The organism is Mycobacterium haemophilum DSM 44634 (assembly GCF_000340435.2).
GTDB lineage: Bacteria > Actinomycetota > Actinomycetes > Mycobacteriales > Mycobacteriaceae > Mycobacterium > Mycobacterium haemophilum.
On the sequence record NZ_CP011883.2, the window covers coordinates 202,785 to 219,386 of the forward strand.

Consider the following 16,602-nt stretch of genomic DNA (forward strand, 5'->3'; position numbering starts at 1 on the left):
GAATGTACGACGAGCTATTGGCCAACTTGGCGATCCTGGTGCTGTCCGGGTTCGTTGGGTTCGCGGTGATCTCCAAAGTCCCCAACACGCTGCACACCCCGCTGATGTCGGGCACCAACGCCATCCACGGCATTGTGGTGCTCGGCGCGCTGGTGGTGTTCGGAGAGGTTGAGCATCCATCGCTTGCCGTGCAGATCATCCTGTTCGTCGCGGTCGTATTCGGCACGCTGAATGTGATCGGCGGGTTCATCGTCACCGACCGGATGCTGGGCATGTTCAAGGGCAAGAAACGCGCCCTGCCCGCCCAGACCCAGAACGCAGAAGGGCCCGCCGCCAAATGAACTACTTGGTGATCGGCCTCTACATTCTCGCGTTCGCACTGTTTATCTACGGCCTGATGGGTCTGACTGGACCTAAGACCGCGGTGCGCGGCAACCTGATCGCCGCGGTGGGCATGGCCATCGCCGTGGCGGCGACGCTGGTCAAGATTCGGCACACCGAGCAGTGGGTGCTGATCATCGCCGGTCTGGTCGTGGGTGTCGTGCTTGGCGTACCGCCGGCCCGCTACACCAAGATGACCGCGATGCCCCAGCTGGTGGCGTTCTTCAACGGCGTTGGCGGTGGGACCGTCGCGCTGATCGCTCTCTCCGAATTCATTGAGACCAGCGGCTTTTCGGCGTTCCAGCATCACGAATCGCCGACCGTGCACATCGTGGTGGCGTCGCTGTTCGCCGCGATCATTGGGTCGATTTCGTTCTGGGGATCGATCATCGCGTTCGGCAAGTTGCAGGAGATCCTCTCCGGATCGCCGATTGGCTTCGGCAAGGCTCAGCAGCCGATCAACCTGCTACTGCTGGTCGGCGCCATCGTCGCCGCAGTGGTCATCGGCCTGCACGCGCAGCCCGGATCCGGCGGGGCGTCATTGTGGTGGATGATCGGGCTGCTGGTCGCGGCCGGTGTGTTGGGCCTGATGGTGGTGTTGCCGATCGGCGGCGCCGACATGCCGGTGGTCATTTCCTTGCTCAACGCCATGACCGGGCTCTCGGCCGCGGCCGCGGGCCTGGCGCTGAACAACACCGCAATGATCGTGGCCGGCATGATCGTCGGCGCGTCCGGCTCGATCCTGACTAACCTGATGGCCAAGGCGATGAACCGCTCCATCCCCGCGATCGTTGCGGGCGGTTTCGGTGGCGGCGGCGTGGCGCCCAGCGGCGAGGGCGGCGGGGACAGGCACGTGAAATCCACGTCGGCCGCCGACGCCGCGATCCAGATGGCGTACGCCAACCAGGTGATCGTGGTGCCGGGCTACGGCCTGGCGGTTGCGCAGGCTCAGCACGCGGTGAAGGACATGGCGTCCTTGCTGGAGGACAAGGGTGTGCCGGTGAAGTACGCGATTCACCCGGTTGCCGGCCGGATGCCGGGGCACATGAACGTGCTGCTGGCCGAGGCTGAGGTCGACTACGACGCCATGAAGGACATGGACGACATCAACGACGAGTTCGCCCGCACCGACGTCGCGATTGTCATCGGCGCCAACGACGTCACCAACCCGGCGGCCCGCAACGAGACCTCCAGCCCGATCTACGGCATGCCGATCCTCAATGTGGACAAAGCGAAGTCGGTGATCGTGCTCAAGCGGTCGATGAACTCCGGATTTGCCGGTATCGACAACCCGCTGTTTTACGCCGACGGCACCACCATGTTGTTTGGTGATGCCAAAAAGTCGGTGACTGAGGTCGCTGAGGAACTGAAGGCGCTATAGGCTTGGATCGAACGCAAGCCGGGTTGAGGTGCTGCAGCGCATCGAAACTGTAAGTGGCGTGGACCTTCTCGGCGTGTCGTCACCGTGACTGCAGTGTCGAGGTCGTCAACCCGAAGCACCCTACGGTCAGGCGCTTGTAGTGGCGCCCCGTTCATGTTCCGATACTCGTGCTACGCGCTTCTACGTTATCTCTGCCGTATACGTATGTTGAGCAGGTGAATTCGTTAGTCGACGGCATCACACCACGAATCCACCCCAAACCCGAATTAACTTCGGTCTAGACGGGCGGGTAGGCGGGCGGCGGATATCCGTTGCCGTCGGTAACCCCGCGGAAACCCCAAGTCATGTACCTGAAAAAGTATTCGATCTCGTCGCTCATATCGTAATCAGGACTCGGGTCCATTAGCCCACCTCTCGATTCGCGACTAGTTCGTCCAGGAGTCTAGTCCCCTCCGCGTGGGTGCGACAGGCAGCGGCGCCCTTGCCTAAACTGTCCAACCAGTTGATTGATAATGGCCTTAGCCGGGCTAAGTGCGGCCCGCCGGCAGCGACGATAGTGAGTACAGATGGCACCCGACAGCCAAGCCACTGGGCTGAGCCGCCGCGAGGAGTTGCTGGCCGTCGCCACCAAGCTATTTGCGGCTCGTGGCTATCACGGCACCCGCATGGATGACGTCGCCGATGTGATTGGGCTGAACAAGGCGACGGTGTACCACTACTACGCCAGCAAGTCGCTGATTCTGTTCGACATCTACCGCCAGGCCGCCGAAGGCACGCTGGCGGCGGTGCACGACGATCCGTCCTGGACGGCCCGCGAAGCGCTCTACCAATACACTGTTCGACTGCTCACCGGCATCGCGGGCGATCCGGAGCGGGCCGCCGTGTACTTCCAGGAACAGCCGTACATCACCGAGTGGTTCACCGCCGAACAAGTCGCGGAGGTCCGCGAAAAGGAAGCGCAGGTATACCAGCACGTGCATGGCCTGATCGACCGCGGCATTGCCAGCGGCGAGTTCTATGAGTGCGACTCGCACGTGGTGGCATTGGGCTACATCGGGATGACGTTGGGCAGCTATCGCTGGTTACGACCGAGTGGACGCCGCACGGCCAAGGAAATCGCAGCCGAATTCAGCACCGCGCTGCTGCGTGGACTGATCCGCGACGAGTCGATCCGCAACCAGTCTCCGCTGGGGCCGTAGGGCCGAATCAGTTCAAGATCGGCGGAATGAGATGCAGGACGTTCCCCAGACCACCGCTGAGCAACGATAGCCCCGTCACCTGCGGCTGACCGAAGTAGAAATTCAGTCCTGGGTTGATCGACGGAACCCACGGGTAGGTGTCCGGGAACCACTCAGGCCCCCAGAGCCCAGCTTCGACCCCAATTTCTACCGCAGCGCCATAGGGTCCCTGTACGGCCCCTAGGGCCAGGTTGCCGAGCACAGCGAACGGGTTGGGGACTGAGAACAGCCCTGCTGGTGTGGGGATGTCGGCATAGTTGCCGCCGGGTCCGTAGCCGGCGTAACCCAAGTCGACGAGCACTCGTAGATCCGGTTGGAAAATATCGGCGATCGGAGGACCCGCGTAGGGGATAGCGCGAATCAAGTCCAGCAGCGGCAGGTCCTGAGTCATCAGCATGTAGTACTGGGTGTTGCCGGTGTAGCCCGGAGATGTCGGCAAGGGCACAGCGTTGGCGACTTGAGCGGCCGTAAGAGCCGGATATGTGTTGTGCACGAAGAAGTAGCCCAAGAAGGCGTTGAGGTCCGAGGCGATATTGAGTGGGTATTGCGGGGCGTGGGCGATGCCGTCGTATTGGGCCGTGAAAATGGTGGTGGGGTACGGCGAGTTCGGCGGGGTTGCGCCATTGAATGGCACATCCAGAAACGGGATGTAAAAGCCGGGGAAGCGGGAGAGCAGGCCGCCGTCGGGATTGTTGGGATTGCCAATCATCATGAAGGACAGCTGGTCTGCATGCGGCGAGCCCATCGCCATCAGAGCGTTTATCTCGTTGGTGACAATCGCGGCGCTCTGCGAGTAGCCGAAAACGACGACGTTGTTCGTCGGGCTCAGCGTCGCATTAATCGCGTCGTTGAGCAGAGTGACGCCTCGAGCGACGGACTGGGCGAAAGTCAGGTTGCCCAGTTGGGGTGTCACCGGCCAGAATTGCTCGGGCGTCATGACGCCTAAGAAGTTGGCTCCTGGGAAGAAGCGCTGGATGTAGGAGCCGTTGACGGCAGCCTGGTAAATCGGGTCAGGTTCCGGATTGCTGGTGCCGCCCATGATTAACGCCGTTACCGGGTTGGCGGATGCGGACGCCAGCATCGAGGTCCACGCGCTGCCGCCGCTGGTGTCCATCGGTGCGGTCAGTGCACCCAGCACGTTCGACAGCGCGGCCGCGTTGGCTGCCTCGGCAGCCGCATAGGCGTTCCCGGCGGCGGCCAGCATCTGGGTAAATCCGCTATGAAACGCCGCGGCTTGCGTGGCGATCGCCTGATATTCCTGGCTGTAGAGGCCAAATAGAGTCGCGATGGCCGCCGACACCTCATCTGCGGCCGCCGGCAGTAATCCGGTCGTCGCGCGTGCCGCGTCCGCATAGGCCGCGCTGATTGCCGAGCCGACCTTTTCTACGTCGGCCGCGGCCGACGCCAATATCTGCGGGGCGGTGATTACATACGCCATGTCCGGCGTCCTTCCTGACAACCGGGGCCTTTCCCAGTCAAAAGGGACCTACCCGCTACCGCGGGTATTAGGTATTAACAGAGGTTAAAACGGTGATGCCGAGAAATCCGGCGTTTCACCAAGCTCCGTTCGGCGAGCCCTTACCGGCGGAATGCGTTGCTTGACCCAGAGTCTGGGCGGCGCGGACGCGGTGGCTCGCGGGTGCTATAACCGCGAGCATGCTGCGCAGCCTTGGGCCCCTGAAGAGCGTCGTGGGATCGAGCCACGTCAGCGTGGACCCCGATGTACTGGCCGCCCACAGCGTGGACCACACCGGTCGGTATCGGGGCCAGGCCAGCGTGTTGGTGCGGCCGGGTACGGCCGAGCAGGTGACCGAGGTGCTGCGGGTCTGCCGCGATGCCGGGGTACACGTCACCGTTCAAGGCGGTCGGACCTCGCTGGTGGCCGGCACCGTCCCCGAGCACAACGACGTGCTGCTGTCCACCGAGCGGCTGCGGGCCATCAGTGATGTCGACACCGTGGAGCGCCGCCTCCAGGTCGGTGCCGGAGCCACCTTGGCTGCGGTGCAAAGTATCGCGACCGCAACGGGTTTGGTGTTCGGTGTGGACCTGGCCGCCCGCGACACCGCGACCGTTGGCGGCATGGCCGCAACGAACGCCGGTGGCCTACGCACCGTTCGCTACGGCAACATGGCCGAGCAAGTCATCGGCCTCGAGGTGGCACTGCCCGACGGTTCGCTGCTGCGTCGGCACAGCCTGGTGCGCCGCGACAACACCGGCTATGACCTGCCGGCCCTGTTTGTCGGCGCCGAAGGCACCCTCGGCGTCATCACTGCGCTGGATCTGCGGCTCCACCCGGCGCCGTCGTACCGGGTGACGGCGGTCTGCGGGTTCGCCGACCTGGAGGCGCTGGTCGATACCGCGCGGATGTTTAGGGACGTGGACGGGATCGCGGCGCTGGAATTGATCGACGGCCGGGCCAGTGCGCTGACCCGCCAGCACCTTGCGGTGGGCGCCCCGGTGGACGGCGACTGGCTGTTGCTGGTGGAACTGGCCGCCGACCACGACCAGACCGATCGACTCGCTGACCTGCTTATGGGCGCGCAGATGTGCGGCGATCCTGCGGTGGGTGTCGATGTCGCGGCGCAGCAGCGGTTGTGGCGGGTGCGCGAATCGATCGCCGACGTGCTCGGCGTATACGGGCCGCCGCTGAAATTTGACGTTTCGTTGCCCCTATCGGCGATCAGCGGATTCGCAACGGACGCAGCAGCTTTGATCCACACGCACGTCTCGGATGTTCAGGCGGCGCTGCCCGTGTTGTTCGGCCACATCGGTGAGGGCAACCTGCACCTCAACGTTTTACGTTGTCCACTCGACCGGGAGCAGGCGTTGTACGTGGCGATGATGGACCTCATCGCGCGAGCCGGGGGCAATGTCAGCTCAGAACACGGCGTCGGCAGCCGCAAGCGTGCCTATCTCGGGATGTCGCGGGAGCCCGCCGATATCGCTGTGATGCGGACGATCAAAGCGGCGTTGGATCCGACCGGCTACCTCAACGCGGCGGTGTTGTTCGACTGATCGGTCAGGAGCCCTTGAGTCCGACCGCATGGCGCAGCTGCGCCAGGAATTGATCCGCGTCGTCGCTGCGGACGATGTAGTGCGATACCGCGATCCGGATTACTGTCGCTGCTTTGACCGCGGCGTTGGGCCCGGGCAGGAGCCGTTGGAGTCCTTCCCGCATCTGCGGGATGACCCGGGAAACTTGTGCGATCACGTGCTCGGGCTCGACATCGACCATGCGCACCCCCGAGTACGAGTGCTGATAGTCGACTATGAATCGCAATGCGGCGTCGAGCCTGTCGACGCCCTTGAGACCTGCGGTTGCCTTGGCCAAACCACTGTCGAAGACCTGTCGCTCATAGTGAGTGAATGCCGAGAGCAACTCTTCTTTGGACGCGAACCAGCGGTACAGCGTGGGGCGGGACACCCCGGCCTGGGCGGCCACGTCCGATAGGCTGAGCTTGGCTTTGCCGTTGCGGCTGAGCACCTCGGTTGTTGCGGTGAGAATCCGCTGTCGCGTCGAGGTATCGGGCCCGGTCAGGTTTGTCGCCTGGGCCGCCTGGTGCATAATCGGGGCCTTTACAAAGTATTGCGGAAGTGTCATGGCGTTGTGCCGCCCTAGCGGGACCATGGGGTTAGTGCCATCCTGGGCCACCCGCCCACGTCTTTACAAAACACGGCAAAAGTGTCACGCACTACGGTGCTGGTGTCAATTCGACACCGCCGCTTCACGCGGTAATTGGTGCGGCCTTGCTGCTGAACTCGCCGCCAATGTCGCTGGTCACGCCGAGGATCGAACACGCCCGAGTCGGCGATCTCATCCAAGGCGGCGAGCGCCATTGCGCGCACCCGCACACTTTCAGTTGAGGCGACGACCACGACTCCCCACCCGCCCTTTTGCTTATTAGACGAGTGTGCAATAAGCTATGCGGGTCGAGTGGATTTGACCTCGATTGCGCCCGCCATAGCTGTGAGCACTGGTCGGCAGCTGCGTTCACCGCCAACGTCGGCGGTGCGAACAGTACAAGTAAACGGTCATGGCCAGCCCTGGGCAATTGTTCGGGGTTGTTGAGGAGAAGCGGAGTCGGCATGCCTTTTTTGATCACAGCCCCCGGGGTGTTGGCGACAGCGGCTGGCGCGCTGCGTGACGTCGGTGATCGCATCGATGCCGCCAGTGCTGCGGCAGGCAAGGTGACGGGTGCTGTGCTGCCGATGGGGCGCGACGAGGTGTCGGCATACGCGGCGGAGCAGCTTCGCACGGCGGCCGCGGACTATCACATGGTGATGGGCGGCGGCTCGGTGACTTTGGAGCTGTTTTTGACCGCGCTGGCCTACGGCGAGGAGCGCTATTCGGAAGCCGAGGCCAGCAACGCAAAATCCTGCTCGAGCACCGCGGCCAGCAACACAAAATCCTGCGCGCTGATGTAGCGGCAGTCGCAACCAGTTAGGGCATCAAGAATGTTTCCGAATTTCGCAGCGCTACCGCCAGAGGTCAACGCCGCCAAGTTAGCCAATGGTGCGGGTTGGAACTCGACGGAGAACGCCGGCGAGGCGTGGCGTGCCTTGGCGGACAAGCTGGCAATAACACGTGCCGACATGCGAAATGCGCTGGATGCGCTGGCCGCGGGATGGTGGAGTCGGGCGGCGGCACAGATGATGGCGGAGGCCTGCGCGTATAACACATGGCTGTACGGTCTCGAATATCGTGCCAGGCAGGTCGGCGATCGCGCTGACGCTTACTGGCACGCCTATGCTCGAGCGCGGGCCGCGATGGTGTCGTTGCAAGATATCCAGGTCAATAGAAATCGGTGTGCGTTGCTGGTCAACGGCAACATAGGGGGGAAAAACACTCCTGCGATCGCGAGCTTTGAAGACCAGTACGAGGAATACTGGGAGACGAACGCTCGGGCGATGAATACTTATGCACACACAATTTCGAACTTGCCGCCGCTGGAGCCGTTTGTGGAGGCGCCGCAGATTATCAGCGAGCAGCGGTTGGCCGACGTGTCAAAAGCATTGCTCACAGCGCAGCAGCTGAGCTGATCTCGTGTTTGATCGCTTGGCTCTGCGCGACCGGAAATTAGGTGGCTCGAGTGCCATGCGGCACCGAGCAGTTGTGCACCCTGTGGGCCATGCTTCCGGGCACGCGGCGTCCGGTAGCGCCGTGATGTTATGTCGATGGTGTGCACGATCTTTCATCGTGGTAGCTGGTTGTGTGTAGTTGGGTGCACAAGGTCCACGCGGTCGACTTTCAGTACGCGCTGAATTCGATGGTGCCGCTGACGACGATCGACGACAAAGACGTCGACAAGCGGACCTGGTCAACAGCAACGTGTTCGGCTGCAACACTGCAGAGCTTGCGCGCCTTGAGACTCAATATCAGGGGTACTGGGACGAACGCCCAGGCGATGAGCAGGTCCGCACATACATCGCGTCATCCGGTGCAACCGATTGCGCAGGCGCCGCAGATCATCAACGAGCAGGGGTTGGCCGACGCATCAAGAACCTGTGGGCTGATATAGGTGCAGCCAATACCAGCCTCGCCGGCCTGCGCGCCGGTGGCGACAGTCGTTAGCAGATAGGGCATCAAGAATGTTTCCGAATTTCCAAGTGCGATCGCCAGAGGTCAACGCCACCAAGTTGCGTGGCGGCCAAGGTGTTACCTCGACGATGACTGCCGCCCTGATGTGGGCGAAATTATCGGTTGAGCTGGATCACGCATGTAACGACATGGATAAGGCGCTGATGGCGCTGGCCGGGGCATGGCAGAGTCCCGCGGCGACGCAGATGATGCAGGCGGCTGCAGCGTATAAGGTTTGGCTGCAGGGCATCGCAACTCATGCCAACGCAATCGCCGAAAAGGCCTTCTCAGATGCGAGAGCCCATTCGCAAGCGAATAGGTCGATGGTGATGCTACAGACGATCGCCGACAACAAGCGTCAGACAGCGAAGCTGGTCAACGACAACCTGATGGGGAAACACGCCCATGAGATCGCACGTCTTGAGGCCGAGTACCAGCAGTACTGGGACATAAACGCTCGGGCGATGAACGACTATGCAGCTGCAGTTTCGGCGGATTCGCCGGTGAAACCGTTTGATAAAGCACCGCAGATTATCAACGAGCAGGGGCTGGCCGACGCAGCAAAAGCAGGGCGCCCACAGCAGAAGAGTTGACCTCGGTATTGATCATTTGGTCGAGCGAGGCCGGGAAGTCGATGGTGCAAGTGCCATTGGGCACCGAGAAGTTACGCACCCACGCAAGCACCAGCTCGGATCTGGTCGCCGCCTCGTCGACGGGTCTCGGTAGGGCGCAGAACGCCAGCGCTGCAACGATTTTCGGTCCACACTTCGGCGCACGCGGCGTCCGGGGCCGAGTTGAGGCGCTTACTTTACAAATCCTAGTCGCAGTGTCCCACTGTGCCGTGGGCTACATTCGCGACTCGGCAACCATGAGATGGCGACAAGTGGGGCGGATTTGACCACAGATTCAGATCAAACCCAGTGGACGGTGGACGGTCTGCTCAAACTGTTCGATGTGCAGGCTCACGGGGCACGACGGCCGCGACGTGGTGGAAGGTACCCAGGTGGTCGCCCAAGCGATTATCGCTGCAGCAAAGCGATTCCCGGACAAGTCGGTGCGTTCGGTGCACGCCGTATCCTCCCGTGCTGTTGCGGTGGGCGCGCCCGTCGAGCTCGTCATCGACGTCGTGCATGAAGGCCGGTCCACCGCCACCACTTGCTCAGGAATCGTTGATCCGGCCGTTGCGCGCCAGTGACACCGCAATCGAGTCTCGGTCACGTTTCTAACTGCTGGGAAACGTCGATGTACTTCACCATCACCCACCCGATGCACAGCCATCCCTACAACCCGGAGTTGTTGAGTGGGGACAGTATTGCGGCGCCGCCGCGATGCGGCGGGTCGGGGCTGGCTGGCAATTGACGTGACATTCACCAATTTCGCCGGCGGCAACCCCGCCAGCGACGACTTCAAAGCCGACGCTTACCTCACTGGTTTAACCCGAAGTTAATTCGGGTTTGGGTGGATTCGTGGTGTGATGCCGTCGACTAACGAATTCACCTGCTCAACATACATATACGGCAGAGATAAAGTAGAAGCACCTGACCATTGGGTGCTTCAGGTTGACGACCTCGACACTGCAGCTACCGTGACGACACGCCGAGAAGGTCCACGCCACTGACAGTTTCGATGTTTGAAGGATCGCCATGGCCCACGTGCGATCATTGCAAGTGCATTTGGCGCTGAGCGAAGCAGGGCATCTGACCGCGGACTGGAAGCCCGGTGCCGACGGTGGGTTCAGATCGCTGCGCATGCGGTCAAGCTCTGGACGTCCTGTCCACCATAGCCTCGCCCTGAAACTTCGCGCATTTTCGGGTTTCGCTGGTGCGGGTGCCTGCCAGTTTGGGGCAGTGTTCAGCCAGGCGCGGCGAACACGGCGACCGCGTATATCCCGTCGTTGTTCGAGACGCTTGCCGTCCCCGCGTCGGTGTATCGGCAGTTGAGCATGTTGGCTTGGTGGCCCGGGCTGTTCATCCACCATGTGACGACTGCCTGGTCCGAGTAATTCTGCGCTTGGTTCTCGGCTGCGGCCTTCCAGCGGTAACCGGTGGCGTCGATGCGTTGAAAGGGAGTCGATCCATCGCTGCCGATGTGGTTGTCGCGCCAGCCGTTGGTGGCAAGGTCATGCGCGTGCTGGTCGGCAGCGGCCTGCAGTTGGGGGTTCTGGTGGAGGGGGGCACAAGGGGGTTGCGCTTGCGCCCGTTGCTGGTTAATCAGGTCGAGGAGTGGTTGGTCTGGTTCTTCTGACGCGACGGCGGGGGCGCCGAGCAACATCCCGGTCAGCGCGAAGACGGCCGCTCCGATGCCGACTCTGTTGCCGGCCTCCCGACACGTCAACCGGCTGGTGATCTTCATTTGTGGATACTCCTTATCTGAGCACGGTTTTGGCTGGTCCCTTGTCGTGTATTCGATACCTCACCGCAGCGGTACGGACGCGGAGATAACGGCGCGGGCATTGTGGTCCTTTCGCAGGTGCACGCGGTGGCGGGAAAAGGTCGGCACCAGTTGTCCCCTCAAAAAATTTCACGGCGGCTGGCGCGACACACAGTTTGTCCGACGGTAACCTACACCGTGAGCCTGGCCGGCCAACCGATCGCGATCAGACAATGCGAAACGATAGGCAACGGCAGTGCGTTGACCCAGCGCGACGCGGCCGCTGCCGGGATAGTGTCTTGAGCCGTGCGCGTTAAACGTGGGCTGCCATCAATGGATTGGTGAAAAGGGCGGCCACCATAGCAGTGACTGCATTGCTTGGCGCGGCGGGTGGTGCCACTGTCGGGACGTCTCCGGCGGCTGGCCTGCCTGAATTCGGCGGTGGTGGGCTTTGGGTTGGCTGATCTGCGCACCGGACGGAAAGTGAGCACCGACACGGCGTTTCAGGCTGCCTCGGTGAGCAAGCCGATCGCCGCCATCGCAATCACTGAGTCATTCGTTGATCAGGGTCTGTCGCTGAGCGCGCCGATTGCGCAAGATCGCAGGACTGCGCAACAGCACACCAAAGCCTCCGGAAGTATGGTCAGCACACCGCTCGACATGGCGCGGATCATGCGCCGATACGGGCATTGTCTACCCACCGCCGAAGCCGGTGCTGTCGCGTGTAATGCACCATGGGGTTTGGATTTTGACGTAAATCTGGACGCGACGTACATGAACCACATGCCCGACGATCAGCCCACCGGGAACTGGTTCGGGCACTCCGGATTCAACTCGGGTTGGCTGGACTGCCCCCATGTCGATGTCGGAACGTGTAGGAATACATCCATGCTTTGGGTTCCGTCGGCACCGGACACGCTCACGAGTAGCGACTTCCCGGTGCTGTGGCCGGTACTCACCCGGTGGGCCGACAACGACATGTTCGGCCACCTCAACAACGCGGTCTACTACCAGCTGTTCGATACCGCGATCAACGCCTGGATCAACACCAGTGTCGGGGTTGACCCGATCACCACACCGTCGCTGGGCATCGTCGCCGAGTCGGGCTGCCGCTACTTGTCTGAATTGCAGTTCCCGGAAAGCCTGGTGGTTGGCTTGGCGGTGACGCGGCTGGGACGCAGCAGCGTCACCTACCGACTCGGCGTGTTCCGGGCCGCTCCCGAAGGAGCCTCAACACGCACCCAGGCACAGCCCATCACCGCGCTGGGGCACTGGGTGCACGTCTATGTCGATCGAACCAGCCGTAAACCGGTCCCTATTCCAGACGCAATCCGGTCACTGCTGACGACGGCTTGCGTTAACTGATAGATAGGTCGCAGCTCGCCGGATCGCGACTGAGATGGCCTCCGAGGCGGTCGCTTTCGCGCCAGCCACAGCCCCGGCCGTCATTGAGGGGCTCGCCGCGCACCCCGTTATGCTTCGCGAATGCCAGTTATGAGCAAGACCGTCGAGGTCAGCGCCGACGCCGCGTCGATCATGGCCATCGTCGCCGACTTCGAGGCCTACCCCCAGTGGAATGAAGGGGTCAAGGGCGTTTGGGTGCTCGCCCGCTACGACGACGGGCGGCCTAGCCAGCTGCGCCTCGACACCGAGATTCAAGGCATGGAGGGTACCTATATACAGGCCGTGTACTACCCGGGTGTGAACCAGATCCAAACCGTCATGCAGCAAGGTGACCTATTTACCAAGCAGGAGCAACTGTTCAGCGTGGTGGAGATCGGGGTGGCCAGCTTGTTGACGGTGGACATCGATGTTGAGCCCAGCACGCCGGTGCCTGCCCCGATGGTCAAGTCGCTCCTCAACAACGTGCTCGACCACCTCGCCGAGAACCTCAAGCTGCGCGCCGAGCAGTTGGCCGCCACCTAGTTGTTGCCCGGATAGGGCTGCTTGCGCGGGGTCTGCCAGGACTTTCAAGGCTGGCCTGGCCTTGTGACGGGGCCATCGAGGCCATAATGTGGCCCACACCACACATGTTTTATCAGGCCTCAACTGTCACAAGCGGCGCGCGAGTGAAGGGAGGGTAATAGTTGATTGCGCAACTTGCCGGTCACCTTGCCCGCGGCTCGAAACCAGCCCAAGCGCAGCCCTATTTCGCTCGGCGGCAGAACTGGGTTAACCAGCTGGAGCGGCACGCGTTGATGCAACCGCAGGCGACTGCGCTGAGGTTTTTTAGCACCACGGTGACGTGGGCTGACCTGCGGCGTCGCGTCACTGGACTGGCCGGTGCGTTACGTCGTGGGGGAGTCGGGTTCGGGGATCGGGTGATGATCCTGATGCTCAACCGCCCCGAGTTCGTCGAGTCGGTGCTGGCCGCCAACATGCTTGGGGCGATTGCGGTCCCGGTGAACTTCCGGCTCACCCCCGCTGAGGTCGCCGCCCTGCTGGAGGACTGCGAAGCACGGGTGATGATCACCGAAGCCGTGCTGGCGCCAGTGGCTACCGGTGTCCGTGACATCCAGCCCATGCTGGGCACGATCGTCGTCGCCGGTGGCTCCTCCGACGATCACGTGATCGGCTACGAGGACCTCATCAACGAGCCCGGTGCTGCGCCCGAACCCGAACCGGTAGACATTGCCAACGACTCACCGGCGCTGATCATGTACACCTCGGGTACCACGGGCCGTCCCAAGGGGGCCGTGCTGACGCACACCAACCTGGCCGGACAGACGATGACGTCGCTCTACACCAGCGGCGCCAACATCAACAGCGATATCGGTTTCATCGGTGTCCCGTTGTTCCACATCGCCGGCATCGGCAACATGCTGACCGGCATGCTGCTTGGCGTCCCTACCGTGATCTATCCGCTCGGCGCGTTCGACCCCGGCCAGCTGCTCGACGTGCTGGCGGCGGAGAAGGTCACCAGCATCTTTCTTGTTCCGGCGCAGTGGCAGGCGGTGTGCGCCGAGCAGCAAGCCAAGCCACGCGATCTGAAGCTGCGGGTCATCTCCTGGGGAGCCGCTCCCGCATCGGATGCGTTACTGCGGCAAATGTCGGCGACTTTCCCCGGGGCCCAGGTACTGGCCGCATTCGGCCAAACCGAGATGTCGCCGGTCACGTGCATGCTGCTGGGTGACGACGCGATCCGTAAGCGTGGATCGGTCGGCAAGGTCATCCCGACGGTCGCCGCCCGGGTGGTCGACGAGAACATGGACGACGTGGCCGTCGGTGAGGTGGGGGAAATCGTCTACCGGGCGCCAACATTGATGAGCGGCTACTGGAACAACCCGGCGGCTACCGCGGAGGCGTTTGCTGGCGGTTGGTTCCATTCCGGGGACCTCGTTCGAATGGACGAGGACGGCTACGTCTGGGTGGTGGATCGCAAGAAGGACATGATCATCTCCGGTGGTGAGAACATCTACTGCGCCGAGGTGGAGAACGTTCTCGCTAGCCATCCCGACATCGTCGAGGTGGCCATCATCGGGCGGGCCCACGAAAAGTGGGGCGAGGTGCCGATCGCGGTCGCGGCTGTAACGAATGAGCACCTGCGGCTCGAAGAACTAACTGAGTTCCTGACCGACCGGCTCGCGCGCTACAAGCATCCCGCAGCGCTTGAGGTCGTTGACAGGTTGCCTCGCAACCCGGCCGGGAAGGTGCTCAAAACTGAACTGCGATTGCGCTTTGGCGCTTAGAAGGATTCTGAAAGACATTCTGTATCAAGATATTCGACAACCGGAGGGGATCGCTGACACAGTCGAAAATATTCGCTGGGCGTTGACGAAAGGTCAATTGGGCAGATGCAATGCACATGCAGTCGACCATCGGGTACATTCCTGTGGTCTCCGTTACCACCTGCGGGTAGGGAGCCGATGGTCACTGCAGTACGGTCGGAGCAAGGAGGTGGCGTGCGACACGATCTGCCGCGGCGTCGCGACGTCCGTGGTTCCGGTGTAAGGGGGCAGCGGTGACGACGGAGACGCGCCCGAGCCTGATCGGGTACGCCCGTGACCAACTTCAGACGCCGCTGGCCCTTGTTGGCGGGTTCTTCCGGATGCTCGTGCTGACCGGAAAGGCGTTGTTCCGGTGGCCATTCCAATGGCGCGAGTTCATCTTGCAGTGTTGGTTCATCATGCGGGTCGCGTTCCTGCCCACCGTCATGGTGTCGATTCCGCTGACCGTGTTGCTGATCTTCACCCTCAACGTTCTGTTGGCGCAGTTCGGCGCCGCTGACTTATCCGGCGCGGGCGCGGCGATCGGCGCGGTCACCCAGCTCGGCCCGTTGACCACGGTGTTGGTGGTGGCCGGCGCCGGATCGACGGCGATCTGTGCAGACCTGGGCGCGCGCACCATCCGCGAGGAGATCGACGCGATGGAGGTGCTCGGCATTGACCCCATTCATCGGCTGGTCGTGCCCCGGGTCGTCGCCGCGACGCTGGTCGCCACGCTGCTCAATGGCTTGGTCATCACCGTGGGCCTGGTGGGCGGCTACCTCTTCGGGGTTTACCTGCAGAATGTGTCGGGCGGCGCCTATCTCGCCACCCTGACCACTATTACCGGCCTGCCTGAGGTGGTCATCGCGACTGTCAAAGCCGCGACGTTCGGACTCATCGCCGGCTTGGTCGGCTGTTACCGTGGGCTGACCGTGCGTGGCGGCTCCAAAGGGCTGGGCACCGCCGTCAACGAGACCGTGGTGCTGTGCGTGGTTGCGTTGTACGCGGTCAACGTGGTGCTGACCACCATCGGCGTGCGCTTCGGAACGGGACGCTGACATGACTGGATCTCTGACATGACAACAGCGGCCGTGTTGCGCGCCCGCTTCCCGCGGGCCGTCGCCAATCTGAACCGTTACGGCGGAGCCGCAGCCCGCGGCATCGACGACATCGGCCAGATGACCTGGTTTGGCCTGGTCGCCCTCGGGAACATCCCTAATGCGCTGAGCCGCTATCGTAAGGAAACGCTGCGCCTGATCGCCCAGATCGGCATGGGCACCGGTGCCATGGCCGTCGTTGGTGGCACCGCCGCGATCGTCGGGTTCGTCACGCTCTCCGGCAGCTCACTGGTCGCCATCCAGGGCTTCGCGTCGCTGGGGAACATCGGTGTCGAGGCGTTTACCGGCTTCTTCGCCGCACTGATCAACGTGCGCATCGCTGCCCCCGTCGTCACCGGTATCGCAATGGCGGCCACCGTCGGCGCCGGCGCCACCGCCGAACTGGGGGCGATGCGGATCAGCGAAGAGATTGATGCCCTGGAAGTGATGGGGATCAAGTCGATCTCGTTCCTGGCGACCACTCGGATCCTGGCCGGGCTGGTCGTGATCATTCCGCTTTACTCGTTGGCCATGATCATGTCGTTCCTGTCCCCACAGATCACCACGACGGTGCTCTACGGGCAGTCGAATGGCACCTATGAGCACTACTTCCGCACCTTCCTGCGTCCCGATGACGTCTTTTGGTCGTTTGTGGAGGCCATCATCATCACGGCGGTTGTGATGATCACGCATTGCTACTACGGGTATCACGCCGGCGGTGGACCCGTCGGCGTCGGCGAGGCCGTCGGGCGATCGATGCGTTTCTCGTTGGTGTCGGTGCAGGTTGTTGTTTTGTCCGCCGCGTTGGCGCTCTACGGTGTCAACCCCAACTTCGCTTTGACGGTGTAGC

17 protein-coding genes and 3 pseudogenes are annotated in these 16,602 nt (G+C 62.5%); 16 read left to right on the forward strand and 4 right to left on the reverse strand.

The window, feature by feature from the left end; all coding sequences use genetic code 11:
- The first annotated feature begins 2 nt into the window (after window positions 1-2).
- Window positions 3-341 carry an NAD(P) transhydrogenase subunit alpha part 2 gene (locus B586_RS00975; protein WP_047314584.1) on the forward strand — a complete coding sequence of 113 codons (339 nt, stop codon included), beginning with the start codon at window positions 3-5 and terminating at the stop codon, window positions 339-341.
- Complete coding sequence (locus B586_RS00980) at window positions 338-1,762, forward strand: NAD(P)(+) transhydrogenase (Re/Si-specific) subunit beta (protein WP_047314491.1); 1,425 nt, start codon at window positions 338-340, stop codon at window positions 1,760-1,762. The genes B586_RS00975 and B586_RS00980 overlap by 4 nt, the downstream gene beginning before the upstream one ends.
- 277 nt (window positions 1,763-2,039) lie before the next feature.
- Here B586_RS00980 and B586_RS20630 read toward each other — a convergent pair whose 3' ends face one another.
- Window positions 2,040-2,165: a hypothetical protein gene (locus B586_RS20630; protein WP_156166403.1), complete on the reverse strand. Its 126-nt coding sequence runs from the start codon at window positions 2,163-2,165 to the stop codon at window positions 2,040-2,042.
- Between the two features lie 163 nt (window positions 2,166-2,328).
- Between B586_RS20630 and B586_RS00985 the strand changes: the two genes are divergently transcribed.
- Window positions 2,329-2,961 (forward strand): TetR/AcrR family transcriptional regulator, encoded by a 633-nt coding sequence (locus B586_RS00985; protein ID WP_047314490.1) that lies wholly within the window; start codon window positions 2,329-2,331, stop codon window positions 2,959-2,961.
- Window positions 2,962-2,968: 7 nt separating this feature from the next.
- Here B586_RS00985 and B586_RS00990 read toward each other — a convergent pair whose 3' ends face one another.
- Entirely contained in the window at window positions 2,969-4,438 is a 1,470-nt protein-coding gene (locus B586_RS00990) for a PE family protein (protein ID WP_054878955.1), read from the reverse strand.
- A gap of 218 nt (window positions 4,439-4,656) precedes the next feature.
- Here B586_RS00990 and B586_RS00995 point away from each other — a divergent pair, with 218 nt between their 5' ends.
- Window positions 4,657-6,015 (forward strand): FAD-binding oxidoreductase, encoded by a 1,359-nt coding sequence (locus B586_RS00995; protein WP_054878954.1) that lies wholly within the window; start codon window positions 4,657-4,659, stop codon window positions 6,013-6,015.
- Between the two features lie 4 nt (window positions 6,016-6,019).
- On the opposite strand, the gene B586_RS01000 is transcribed toward B586_RS00995, so the two are convergent.
- Window positions 6,020-6,565, reverse strand: coding sequence for a TetR/AcrR family transcriptional regulator (locus B586_RS01000; protein ID WP_047314487.1), 546 nt, complete (start codon window positions 6,563-6,565; stop codon window positions 6,020-6,022).
- 521 nt (window positions 6,566-7,086) lie between these two features.
- On the opposite strand from B586_RS01000, the gene B586_RS01005 reads away from it, so the two are divergent.
- The 6 genes and pseudogenes from B586_RS01005 to B586_RS20635 form a co-directional block, all read left to right on the forward strand.
- A complete protein-coding gene (locus tag B586_RS01005) occupies window positions 7,087-7,425 on the forward strand; it encodes a PE family protein (protein WP_054878953.1) in 339 nt (112 codons plus the stop codon).
- A gap of 30 nt (window positions 7,426-7,455) precedes the next feature.
- Complete coding sequence (locus B586_RS01010; RefSeq protein WP_054878952.1) at window positions 7,456-8,040, forward strand: PPE family protein; 585 nt, start codon at window positions 7,456-7,458, stop codon at window positions 8,038-8,040.
- A gap of 182 nt (window positions 8,041-8,222) precedes the next feature.
- Window positions 8,223-8,519, forward strand: coding sequence for a hypothetical protein (locus tag B586_RS01015; RefSeq protein WP_156406681.1), 297 nt, complete (start codon window positions 8,223-8,225; stop codon window positions 8,517-8,519).
- A 70-nt stretch (window positions 8,520-8,589) separates the two neighbouring features.
- Entirely contained in the window at window positions 8,590-9,171 is a 582-nt protein-coding gene (locus B586_RS01020) for a PPE family protein (RefSeq protein ID WP_054878950.1), read from the forward strand.
- Window positions 9,172-9,451: 280 nt separating this feature from the next.
- Window positions 9,452-9,731, forward strand: a pseudogene (locus tag B586_RS19710) (acyl-CoA thioesterase domain-containing protein); the annotation flags it as partial.
- 159 nt (window positions 9,732-9,890) lie between these two features.
- Window positions 9,891-10,019: pseudogene (locus B586_RS20635) on the forward strand (LLM class F420-dependent oxidoreductase); the annotation flags it as partial.
- Between the two features lie 410 nt (window positions 10,020-10,429).
- Here the strand turns inward: B586_RS20635 and B586_RS01030 are convergent.
- A complete protein-coding gene (locus B586_RS01030) occupies window positions 10,430-10,930 on the reverse strand; it encodes a CAP domain-containing protein (RefSeq protein ID WP_054878948.1) in 501 nt (166 codons plus the stop codon).
- A 462-nt stretch (window positions 10,931-11,392) separates the two neighbouring features.
- Here B586_RS01030 and B586_RS22380 point away from each other — a divergent pair.
- From B586_RS22380 to B586_RS01055, 6 genes and pseudogenes are all read left to right on the forward strand, one after another.
- Window positions 11,393-11,530 (forward strand): annotated as a pseudogene (locus tag B586_RS22380) (serine hydrolase); the annotation flags it as partial.
- 306 nt (window positions 11,531-11,836) lie between these two features.
- The gene (locus tag B586_RS21720; protein WP_054880783.1) at window positions 11,837-12,313 is read left to right on the forward strand and encodes an acyl-CoA thioesterase; all 477 of its coding nucleotides are present in this window, start codon (window positions 11,837-11,839) and stop codon (window positions 12,311-12,313) included.
- Window positions 12,314-12,433: 120 nt separating this feature from the next.
- Window positions 12,434-12,874 (forward strand): SRPBCC family protein, encoded by a 441-nt coding sequence (locus B586_RS01040; RefSeq protein WP_054878947.1) that lies wholly within the window; start codon window positions 12,434-12,436, stop codon window positions 12,872-12,874.
- Between the two features lie 161 nt (window positions 12,875-13,035).
- Window positions 13,036-14,637 carry a fatty-acid--CoA ligase FadD5 gene (gene fadD5, locus B586_RS01045; RefSeq protein WP_047314482.1) on the forward strand — a complete coding sequence of 534 codons (1,602 nt, stop codon included), beginning with the start codon at window positions 13,036-13,038 and terminating at the stop codon, window positions 14,635-14,637.
- A gap of 359 nt (window positions 14,638-14,996) precedes the next feature.
- Window positions 14,997-15,713, forward strand: a complete 717-nt coding sequence (locus B586_RS01050) for an MlaE family ABC transporter permease (protein ID WP_414738705.1) — start codon at window positions 14,997-14,999, stop codon at window positions 15,711-15,713.
- 18 nt (window positions 15,714-15,731) lie between these two features.
- Entirely contained in the window at window positions 15,732-16,601 is an 870-nt protein-coding gene (locus tag B586_RS01055; protein WP_047314480.1) for an MlaE family ABC transporter permease, read from the forward strand.
- The last annotated feature ends 1 nt before the right edge of the window (window position 16,602 follow it).

What these genes read in the sequence shown, in the direction of transcription:
- B586_RS20630 (WP_156166403.1), bottom strand. Translation starts at nt 2,165, where the DNA reads ATGGACCCGAGTCCTGATTACGATATGAGCGACGAGATCGAATACTTT.
- B586_RS01055 (WP_047314480.1), top strand. Translation starts at nt 15,732, where the DNA reads ATGACAACAGCGGCCGTGTTGCGCGCCCGCTTCCCGCGGGCCGTCGCC.
- B586_RS01040 (WP_054878947.1), top strand. Translation starts at nt 12,434, where the DNA reads ATGCCAGTTATGAGCAAGACCGTCGAGGTCAGCGCCGACGCCGCGTCG.
- B586_RS00995 (WP_054878954.1), top strand. Translation starts at nt 4,657, where the DNA reads ATGCTGCGCAGCCTTGGGCCCCTGAAGAGCGTCGTGGGATCGAGCCAC.
- B586_RS01020 (WP_054878950.1), top strand. Translation starts at nt 8,590, where the DNA reads ATGTTTCCGAATTTCCAAGTGCGATCGCCAGAGGTCAACGCCACCAAG.
- B586_RS00975 (WP_047314584.1), top strand. Translation starts at nt 3, where the DNA reads ATGTACGACGAGCTATTGGCCAACTTGGCGATCCTGGTGCTGTCCGGG.
- B586_RS21720 (WP_054880783.1), top strand. Translation starts at nt 11,837, where the DNA reads ATGCTTTGGGTTCCGTCGGCACCGGACACGCTCACGAGTAGCGACTTC.
- B586_RS01030 (WP_054878948.1), bottom strand. Translation starts at nt 10,930, where the DNA reads ATGAAGATCACCAGCCGGTTGACGTGTCGGGAGGCCGGCAACAGAGTC.
- B586_RS00990 (WP_054878955.1), bottom strand. Translation starts at nt 4,438, where the DNA reads ATGGCGTATGTAATCACCGCCCCGCAGATATTGGCGTCGGCCGCGGCC.
- B586_RS00980 (WP_047314491.1), top strand. Translation starts at nt 338, where the DNA reads ATGAACTACTTGGTGATCGGCCTCTACATTCTCGCGTTCGCACTGTTT.
- B586_RS01010 (WP_054878952.1), top strand. Translation starts at nt 7,456, where the DNA reads ATGTTTCCGAATTTCGCAGCGCTACCGCCAGAGGTCAACGCCGCCAAG.
- B586_RS01000 (WP_047314487.1), bottom strand. Translation starts at nt 6,565, where the DNA reads ATGCACCAGGCGGCCCAGGCGACAAACCTGACCGGGCCCGATACCTCG.
- B586_RS01005 (WP_054878953.1), top strand. Translation starts at nt 7,087, where the DNA reads ATGCCTTTTTTGATCACAGCCCCCGGGGTGTTGGCGACAGCGGCTGGC.
- B586_RS00985 (WP_047314490.1), top strand. Translation starts at nt 2,329, where the DNA reads ATGGCACCCGACAGCCAAGCCACTGGGCTGAGCCGCCGCGAGGAGTTG.
- B586_RS01050 (WP_414738705.1), top strand. Translation starts at nt 14,997, where the DNA reads ATGCTCGTGCTGACCGGAAAGGCGTTGTTCCGGTGGCCATTCCAATGG.